This window comes from Parasphingorhabdus sp. (genome assembly GCF_041748495.1).
Taxonomy (GTDB): domain Bacteria; phylum Pseudomonadota; class Alphaproteobacteria; order Sphingomonadales; family Sphingomonadaceae; genus Parasphingorhabdus.
The window spans coordinates 24986-32835 of record NZ_JBGTDD010000080.1 but is presented as its reverse complement, the minus strand read 5'-3'; the positions used below and the strand labels follow the sequence as shown (position 1 = coordinate 32835).

At 58.2% G+C, this 7850-nt stretch carries 9 protein-coding genes; 5 read left to right on the top strand and 4 right to left on the bottom strand.

Features of this window, described 5'->3' with window-relative positions:
• Nucleotides 1-120 precede the first annotated feature (120 nt).
• Nucleotides 121-417 carry a contact-dependent growth inhibition system immunity protein gene (locus ACEW8J_RS06565; RefSeq protein WP_373490841.1) on the bottom strand — a complete coding sequence of 99 codons (297 nt, stop codon included), beginning with the start codon at nucleotides 415-417 and terminating at the stop codon, nucleotides 121-123.
• Between the two features lie 339 nt (nucleotides 418-756).
• Here ACEW8J_RS06565 and ACEW8J_RS06560 point away from each other — a divergent pair, with 339 nt between their 5' ends.
• Entirely contained in the window at nucleotides 757-1215 is a 459-nt protein-coding gene (locus tag ACEW8J_RS06560) for a MarR family winged helix-turn-helix transcriptional regulator (RefSeq protein ID WP_373490840.1), read from the top strand.
• A gap of 5 nt (nucleotides 1216-1220) precedes the next feature.
• On the top strand, nucleotides 1221-2459 hold the full coding sequence (locus ACEW8J_RS06555) for a cytochrome P450 (RefSeq protein ID WP_373490839.1): 1239 nt from the start codon (nucleotides 1221-1223) through the stop codon (nucleotides 2457-2459).
• A gap of 206 nt (nucleotides 2460-2665) precedes the next feature.
• Here the strand turns inward: ACEW8J_RS06555 and ACEW8J_RS06550 are convergent, their stop codons facing one another.
• The 3 genes from ACEW8J_RS06550 to ACEW8J_RS06540 form a co-directional block, all read right to left on the bottom strand.
• On the bottom strand, nucleotides 2666-3103 hold the full coding sequence (locus tag ACEW8J_RS06550) for a peptidylprolyl isomerase (RefSeq protein WP_373490838.1): 438 nt from the start codon (nucleotides 3101-3103) through the stop codon (nucleotides 2666-2668).
• A 284-nt stretch (nucleotides 3104-3387) separates the two neighbouring features.
• Entirely contained in the window at nucleotides 3388-4470 is a 1083-nt protein-coding gene (locus ACEW8J_RS06545; protein WP_373490837.1) for an isoaspartyl peptidase/L-asparaginase family protein, read from the bottom strand.
• Nucleotides 4471-4530: 60 nt separating this feature from the next.
• Nucleotides 4531-5196: an SDR family oxidoreductase gene (locus ACEW8J_RS06540; protein WP_373490836.1), complete on the bottom strand. Its 666-nt coding sequence runs from the start codon at nucleotides 5194-5196 to the stop codon at nucleotides 4531-4533.
• 116 nt (nucleotides 5197-5312) lie between these two features.
• Here ACEW8J_RS06540 and ispG point away from each other — a divergent pair, with 116 nt between their 5' ends.
• From ispG to ACEW8J_RS06525, 3 genes are read left to right on the top strand one after another with little or no spacing between them, the layout of a single operon-like run.
• On the top strand, nucleotides 5313-6449 hold the full coding sequence (ispG, locus tag ACEW8J_RS06535) for a flavodoxin-dependent (E)-4-hydroxy-3-methylbut-2-enyl-diphosphate synthase (RefSeq protein WP_373490835.1): 1137 nt from the start codon (nucleotides 5313-5315) through the stop codon (nucleotides 6447-6449).
• Nucleotides 6446-7345, top strand: coding sequence for a YghX family hydrolase (yghX, locus tag ACEW8J_RS06530; protein WP_373490834.1), 900 nt, complete (start codon nucleotides 6446-6448; stop codon nucleotides 7343-7345). The genes ispG and yghX overlap by 4 nt, the downstream gene beginning before the upstream one ends.
• A gap of 10 nt (nucleotides 7346-7355) precedes the next feature.
• Nucleotides 7356-7838, top strand: coding sequence for a thioredoxin family protein (locus ACEW8J_RS06525; RefSeq protein WP_373490833.1), 483 nt, complete (start codon nucleotides 7356-7358; stop codon nucleotides 7836-7838).
• The last annotated feature ends 12 nt before the right edge of the window (nucleotides 7839-7850 follow it).

Here is a 7850-nt window from a genome sequence, read left to right as displayed (position 1 = left end):
TAGCGGGAAATATGGCTCAATCCGGCGCATCTGCGCCTCACTCAGCAAAAACAGATCATCCACAAGCGGCACCTCCTGATGCCGCCATTGAATCAAATCTCAACGCATCATGCAAGCCATTTAATAGGTCCTGACCCTAGGCTTCTTGAAGAACACATTGACGCCCAATCCCGAATTGAGAACTTCTCGGAGTTTTTTGTCTTCCTCGAACTCTGCAAGGACACGTGTTAACTCTCGTCGAGCCTGCTGACGCAATTCGATGGGAGACTCTTCCATTGCTTTTCCAAGAGCGATTTCTGGTGTTCCGTAAAGCTTTGGCCAGTCCTCATGTAAATAGCCTCCGAGAAACTGACCGAGGCGATAAAAACGCCGCTCCATGTCTTCGCGCAACATTTGATTTGAGCGCCTGCCGACCATAACCAAACTCCAATCCCGCCTGACTAGTGCTCGATATCTACAACGTCCGCAATCGGGCCACCTCCTGCCGGTCTGTTTTTAAGACCGGCCGTTGGCTGCTGGAACGTCCGCAAATGGGGCGATAGCGGCTGGTCCGCTTTTGGTGCATATTGGAAAACTGCTGAATGGCCGATCGTCGGTGGAAGCCGGACATTAGGATGCGCATACTCTAATGGCAGTTTTATCGCAAAAGCGGGTACTGCCATCCGGCATGTCATCTTTTCGCAAACAGGAGATTATTGTATTTTTACATATTGTAAGTTACTTTACATTGTTTATGGTTAATGCTAATATTTCGTTATGGAAATCGTAAAAAGCCAAACCTATGATGTGTTTCTAACACAACTGGACGCCCTCACTTTTCGATTTGAAGATGTCCCCAGACTACTTCGCCGGACTATTGATACCGCACTGGATGGAAATGATCTAAGCAGGACACAATGGCGGTTACTCGCTTATGCCCTTCGTGAAGAGGGCATGACGCAAACAGAACTGGCCCGTTGCCTTGAACTGGAGCGAGCGAGCGTTGGTCAAGCAATTGATGCGCTCGAACGCAAACAATTGCTGGAACGCACGAAAGCGTCCGGTGATCGAAGAGTCTGGCGGATTGTTCCGACCGACAAGGCCCGTCAATTGGTTCCAGAACTGCGCGAAACGATCAACGAAATATATGAACAGATGTTTGACGGGTTCTCGGAAACTGAAGTTGAAACGCTACATGGTTTTCTCGACCGCATAATGATCAATCTTGGAGATTAAATCTTATGGCAACGCCAATTTCAGATGTCCTGCAGGAAGGCCTGTCAAACCTCGATCCCAGTCTCGGCGACTATTTTGTCGATGGACGCATTCATGCTATTATGAAGCGTTTGCGCCATGAGGCTCCCGTCCATTATTGCAAAGATAGCCCATATGGGCCGTATTGGTCGATTACCACTCATCGGGACATCATTGAGATCGAAGCGTTGCCAAAGATATTTTCCTCCGAGGCTGAACTTGGCGGTATTTCAATAGTAGATGCTTCGGCGGCCAGCGGTGGACGGGAAATGGACTCGTTCATAACTATGGATCCGCCGCGTCACACTGCCAAGCGCCGCACCGTTGCTCCGGCTTTCACGCCCACCGAAATAGCGCGGCTATCCGATGATATCGGCAAGCGCACTTCAGCCCTTCTTGATCGCCTTCCGCGGGACGAAGAGTTTAACTGGGTGAAATTGGTTTCCGTCGACCTTACAACTGATATGCTTGCCACCCTGTTTGATTATCCATGGGAAGAACGACACAAGCTGATCATTTGGTCCGACGCCATCACTTCTTTTGAAATGATGGAAAATGAGCCGGAAAAACGCATGGGCCTGGTGTTCGAAATGGCCACTGAATTCCACAAGCTATGGGATCAGCGGACCAAAGCCGAACGCGCGCCAGATCTTCTCTCGATGATGATCCATAGTGATGCGCTGGGGAAAATGGATGCCAGGGAGTTTTTGGGCAACATGGCGCTGCTCATCGTTGGTGGGAATGATACAACTCGCAACAGCATGTCCGCGATCATCCCGGCCTTCAATCAGTTTCCGGATGAATGGGACAGGGTGATGGCCGATCAAAGCCTGATCCCAAATGCTGCTAGTGAGATTATCCGTTGGCAGACGCCCGTCGCACATATGCGGCGTACAGTGACCGAGGATACCGAGTTTCGAGGTCATCTGCTCCGCAGAGGTGACAAGGTCGTTCTGTGGTATATTTCTGCCAATCGCGACGAAGCTCTATTCTCCAATGCTGAACGCTTCATTGCAGACCGGGAAAATGCAAGGCGGCATCTCTCCTTTGGTTATGGCGTACATCGCTGCGTTGGAGCGCGGCTCGCCGAATTGCAGATACAGGTTTTGCTGCAGGAAATGGCTAAACGCAAAATGCGTGTGGAAATTTCCGCGGATGTTGTGCGTTCCGCCAATTCGTTTGTGCATGGCATCTTGGATGTTCCAGTGCGCATTGTCAGCGGGTGAGCAATTTGTTTGAAGCCAGTGCAACAAACGTGCGCTTCTGCGCTCATAGCTGACATCAGATACAACCGGCGCTAACGTCGGCATCTGGCCCGCTAGCGGCTGGTCCACTTTTAGCGCTTATTGGGAAACTGCCGAATGACCGATTGTGGACGTAAATCGGACGATTCGGCCGGCCGACCTGGCCGATCCGAACCGTCCTTCAGGTTTCAGGCAGCGTCCTGTATTTCGCGAAGGGTCACGTCGAAGGACAGATCTTCGCCGGCGAGCGGGTGGTTGCCGTCGGCTTTCACGCTTTGCTCGTCCACCGCCACCACGTAAAGCGTGACAGCAGAGCCGTCCGGCTGCTGCGCCTGAAGCGCCATGCCGGGCTGCGGATCGGCGTCGGCTGGCAGATTCTGCCTGGGAATGTCGATGACCATTTCTTCGCGCCGGGCACCGAAGGCCTTGTCACTTTCGATCGCGACCGTCTCCTGGTCGCCGACTTTCATGTCGGCAAGCCTTTGTTCAACCTGCGGGAAAATTGCGCCATCGCCGAGCTTGATTGCCTGGGGGCCGGTCTCTTTGGTGTCGCCGACGACGGTGCCATCGCCTGTACGAACGGAATAGTCGATTACGACTGTATCACCTTGCTTTGCATTCTGCATATTTGTCCTTTCTGCAGGGGGGACGGCATCTTCGAACCGTCCTGGAAAGGCGCATCGAGCCGACGCGCGCTGGCTGAATTGTCGCAACCGAGAGCCCGCTAGTCAAATATAATCTTTGCCGCCGCCGTAGGGGCTTCGACAATCGCGGTGCCAATCGAGCATTGGGGGCAAACTGGTCCAGGGTGAGGCGCGCGGCGCAGCGGCGGCGATTTTGCGCTCATGGCGAATGTAGAAGCCAGAAACTTAATGCGCCAGAATCTCCATGTTGTGGCTCGCTATCCGCCTCACTGTTCATCGCCGTAAATCGCGACGCTGTTCTCGCCCGCGCTGGTCGCGCGGCCGCGGTACATGCCCGGGGTGTTGAAACTGTAGCCAGCCTGGCCCCACGGGGTGGCGTAGATGATGCCGCCGTCGCCGCCCAGTGTGCCGAGTTCGGCGATCACGTCATCGGCAATCTGCTGGATTTCCTCGTCGGACAGGACGCGGCGCGCCGTGCAAAATGAAATTACGTCCTCGGATTGCGACGGGCATTCGATTCCTTCGGGTTTGGTCGCCATTTTTAATCGCGTGCAGATTTCGTGAGCGACGCCGAGGCGGATGAAATATTCGCCCGATCCGGTCGCTGAAATCGCGCAGCTGCGGTCGTCGGCATAGGTGCCGGCGCCGATGACCGGACTATCGCCGATCCGCCCCCAGCGCTTGCCGGTCATGCCGCCGGTCGAGGTGCCAGCCGCCATATGGCCATTTTTATCCATGGCGACGGCTCCGACTGTGCCATATTTATAATCGACATCGGCGGCGCTGACCTGTTTGGCGAGCAGGTCGTCGATCTGCTTGAGCCGGTAGGGGGTTGCGTAATAGTCAGGCGGCACCTGCTCCAGACCCTGTTCGCGGCTGAACTGGTTGGCGCCTTCGCCCGAGAGCATGACATGCGGGCTATGGTCCTTGACCGCGCGGGCCAGCAGGATCGGGTTTTTGGTGCCGCTGATCCCGGCGACGGCGCCGGCCGACAGGTCGCTGCCGTCCATGATGCTGCTGTCGAGCTCGTTGGTCTTGTCCCAGGTGAAGACCGCGCCCTTGCCGGCATTGAAATTGGGATCATTTTCCATCGCGATGATCGTGGCGGTGATCGCGTCCATGGCGCTGCCGCCGTCCTTCAGGATTTGCGAGCCAATGGCCAGGGCCTGGTCCAGCGCCGCCCGGATTTCCGTGTCTTTTTCCGGCGTGATCTTGTCGCGTTCTATCGTGCCCGCCCCGCCGTGGATGGCGATCGACCAGCGGCTTTCTTCGCTTTGCTCAGCGGTCTGGGCTATTGCTGTGCCGGCCCAGCACAGCATGGTGATCGCGGCAAGGGTAGATCTGATCATCGGGGCGCTCCTGTTTTTTACCGGTCTAGAAGCCTCGAGAAGGTGCCGCAAGCCGCTTCTCTACCAGGGAATTTCGCGGCCGCTATAGTCGTAGAATTTGCCATTCTGGTCATGGGTCAGTCCGCCGATCACCCCGCGCATGCCTTCGACGCTTTCCTGCGGGGTGAGATCGGCATCCTCGCCGCCCATGTCGGTCTGTACCCAGCCGGGGTGCAGCATGGCCAGGGTCAGGCCGTCGTCCTGCCATTGTTTCGCCAGGCAGGTCCACGCCTGATTCACCGCCGCCTTGCTGGTCCGGTAATAGATCATGCTGCCGCTGTCATTTTCGGCGATGCTGCCGACCTGGCTGGAAATTACCACCATCTTGCCGTCCGCCGATCGGGCGACATTGTCCTTCAGCGCGGTGGCCAGCCTGACCGGCCCGATCACATTGATGCTGAACAGGTCGAGCCAGTCCTTGCGGTCAAATTCGGACGGGCCGTATATTCCGGCATTGTTGATCAACAGGTCGACCGGCTGGTCGCCCAGATCCTTGGCGAATGTTTCGATGCTGGCGTCTTCCGCCGCGTCGAGTGGCAGCACCGTGACCGCGTCGATCGCGTTGAGCGCGTCGGCCTTTTCGGGCTCCCGCGCCGTACCGATCACGTTCCAGCCATCGGCGGCATATTGTTTCGCCATTTCGAGACCCAGGCCGCGATTCGCGCCGGTGATGATGATGGTTGCCATATCAATTTCCTTTGGACAGATGTCTTTTTTTGCGCCTGAGGCAATCGCCCCTCGCACCGCAGCAGTGAACCCGCTATATGGATTATTATGAGAAACAGACCCGCAGGTTTCAACCTATGACCTCAGAAAACCCCTCTCTTCGTCCCTGGCGCGATATCGAGCGGCGCAAATGCCGCCAGATCATGGTCGGCGATGTGCCGGTCGGCGGCGACGCGCCGATCACGGTGCAGACGATGACCAACACGCTGACCTCCGACGCGAAGGCGACGATCGACCAGATCCGCCGCTGCGAGGAAGCGGGCGTGGACATCATCCGCGTCTCCTGTCCCGATGTCGAGAGCACCACAGCGCTCAAGCAGATCGTGCGGGCGAGCAATGTGCCGATCGTGGCGGATATCCATTTCCACTATAAGCGCGGGATCGAGGCGGCAGAAGCGGGCGCGGCCTGTCTGCGGATCAATCCGGGCAATATCGGTTCGTCGGCGCGGGTGCGCGAAGTGATCGACGCGGCCAAGGCCAATGGCTGCGCGATCCGGATCGGGGTGAATGCCGGCAGCCTGGAGAAGGATCTGCTCGAAAAATATGGCGAGCCCTGTCCCGAGGCGCTGGTCGAGAGTGCGCTTGACCATATCAAGATTTTGCAGGACCATGATTTTCATGAATATAAGGTAGCGGTTAAGGCATCGGACGTGTTCCTCGCCGTCGCCGCCTATATGCAGCTGGCCGACGCGGTCGACTGTCCGCTGCACGTTGGCATTACCGAGGCTGGCGGCCTCATCGGCGGCACGGTGAAAAGTTCGATCGGCATCGGCAATCTGCTCTGGGCCGGGATTGGCGACACGATCCGGGTCAGCCTGTCGGCGGAACCGGAAGAGGAAGTGCGGGTCGGCTATGACATGCTGAAGGCGCTGGGCCTCAGGACGCGCGGCGTCCGGGTGGTCAGCTGCCCGAGCTGCGCGCGGCAGGGCTTTGACGTGATTCGCACGGTGCAGAAGCTGGAAGAGCGGCTGCAGCATATCCGTACGCCTTTGTCGCTGTCCGTGCTCGGCTGCGTTGTCAACGGGCCGGGCGAGGCGCGGGAGACCGATATAGGCATTACCGGCGGCGGCAAGGGTAAGCATATGGTCTATCTCTCCGGCGTCACCGACCATCATGTCGCAGACGAGGATATGGTCGATCATATCGTCAGGTTGGTCGAGGCGAAGGCAGCGGAGATCGACGCGGCGGACCTGGCGATGGAGGCAGCGGAATGAAGGCGAACGGGCGCAAGCGGGCGAGCGACTTTCATCCCCACATTCTCGAGATATTCGACGGCTATGTGCACGGGTTGATCTCGAAGCGGGACTTCATCCGGCAGGCGGGGGCATTTGCCGCCGCCGGGGTGACCGGGGCGATGATTCTGGACCAGCTGCAGCCCGATTATGCCTGGGCGGCGCAGGTCGAGCCGGACGATCCGGCGATCAGCTCCGAATGGATCAGCTATCAGAGCGACGAAGGCCATGGGAGCATCAAGGCGCTGATGGCGAAGCCGGCCGATGCGACCGGCAAGCTGCCTGCGGTGCTGGTGATCCACGAGAACCGCGGCCTCAATCCCTATATCGAGGATGTCGCGCGGCGGGTGGCCAAGGCCGGCTATCTGGCGCTGGCGCCCGACGGCCTGTCACCGCTCGGCGGCTATCCCGGCAATGATGATCAGGGGCGGACGATGCAGGCCACGCTTGATGGTGCGAAGCTGATGGAAGATTTCTTCGCCGCCTTTGAATTTCTGCGCGATCATGAAGGCTCGACCGGCAAGGTCGGCACGGTCGGTTTCTGCTATGGCGGCGGCGTGTGCAACGCGCTGGCGGTCGCCTATCCCGATCTGGCCGCCTCGGTGCCTTATTATGGCCGCCAGCCGGAGGCCGCCGATGTTCCGGCGATCGAAGCGCCGCTGATGATCCATCATGCCGGCAATGACGAGCGGATCAACGCGGGCTGGCCGGCCTATGAAGCGGCTTTGTCCGAGCATCAGAAGGAATATAGCGTCCATTTCTATCCGGACGTGAACCATGGCTTCCACAATGACACGACGCCGCGTTACGACGAGGAAGCGGCGACGCTGTCCTGGAAGCGAACGCTGGCTTTCTTCGAAACCCATTTGCGCGGTTGATCGACGCTTGATGCGGTTTCTGTTTCTGCTGGTTTTGGCTGTCGTCGCACCGTCGCCCCCTTTGCTGGCCGATCCGGCTCGAGCTGAGCATCCGGAGGCGCGGCCGTTTGACGCGGAGGAGAGTGCTACGGCGGCGGTTGACGCGGCGCTCGCCGAGGCTGTCCTCACCGGCAAGAACGTCCTCCTGGTGCTGGGTGCTGACTGGTGCCACGATAGTCGCGGCCTCGCTGGCTGGTTCGAACAACCGCGCTTTGCCAGGATGCTGGAAGCGAAATATGAGCTGACCTATGTCGATGTCGGCTACCGGGACCGCAATCTCGATATCGCCCGGCGTTTTGGCATCGAGAGGATCAAAGGGACGCCGACGGTGCTGGTGCTGTCCGCAGATGGTGTGCTGCTCAACCGCCGGTCGGCTCCGAAATGGCGCAATGCCGCGAGCCGCGAAGAGGACGCCATTTTCGCGTATTTTGATCAATTTGTCCCCGAGCTCTGATCCGAAGGAAAG

Excerpts from the sequence above, each read along its gene's own strand:
- ACEW8J_RS06550 (WP_373490838.1), bottom strand. The coding sequence starts at position 3,103 with ATGCAGAATGCAAAGCAAGGTGATACAGTCGTAATCGACTATTCCGTT.
- ACEW8J_RS06555 (WP_373490839.1), top strand. The coding sequence starts at position 1,221 with ATGGCAACGCCAATTTCAGATGTCCTGCAGGAAGGCCTGTCAAACCTC.
- ispG (WP_373490835.1), top strand. The coding sequence starts at position 5,313 with ATGACCTCAGAAAACCCCTCTCTTCGTCCCTGGCGCGATATCGAGCGG.
- ACEW8J_RS06540 (WP_373490836.1), bottom strand. The coding sequence starts at position 5,196 with ATGGCAACCATCATCATCACCGGCGCGAATCGCGGCCTGGGTCTCGAA.
- yghX (WP_373490834.1), top strand. The coding sequence starts at position 6,446 with ATGAAGGCGAACGGGCGCAAGCGGGCGAGCGACTTTCATCCCCACATT.
- ACEW8J_RS06565 (WP_373490841.1), bottom strand. The coding sequence starts at position 417 with ATGGTCGGCAGGCGCTCAAATCAAATGTTGCGCGAAGACATGGAGCGG.
- ACEW8J_RS06560 (WP_373490840.1), top strand. The coding sequence starts at position 757 with ATGGAAATCGTAAAAAGCCAAACCTATGATGTGTTTCTAACACAACTG.
- ACEW8J_RS06525 (WP_373490833.1), top strand. The coding sequence starts at position 7,356 with ATGCGGTTTCTGTTTCTGCTGGTTTTGGCTGTCGTCGCACCGTCGCCC.
- ACEW8J_RS06545 (WP_373490837.1), bottom strand. The coding sequence starts at position 4,470 with ATGATCAGATCTACCCTTGCCGCGATCACCATGCTGTGCTGGGCCGGC.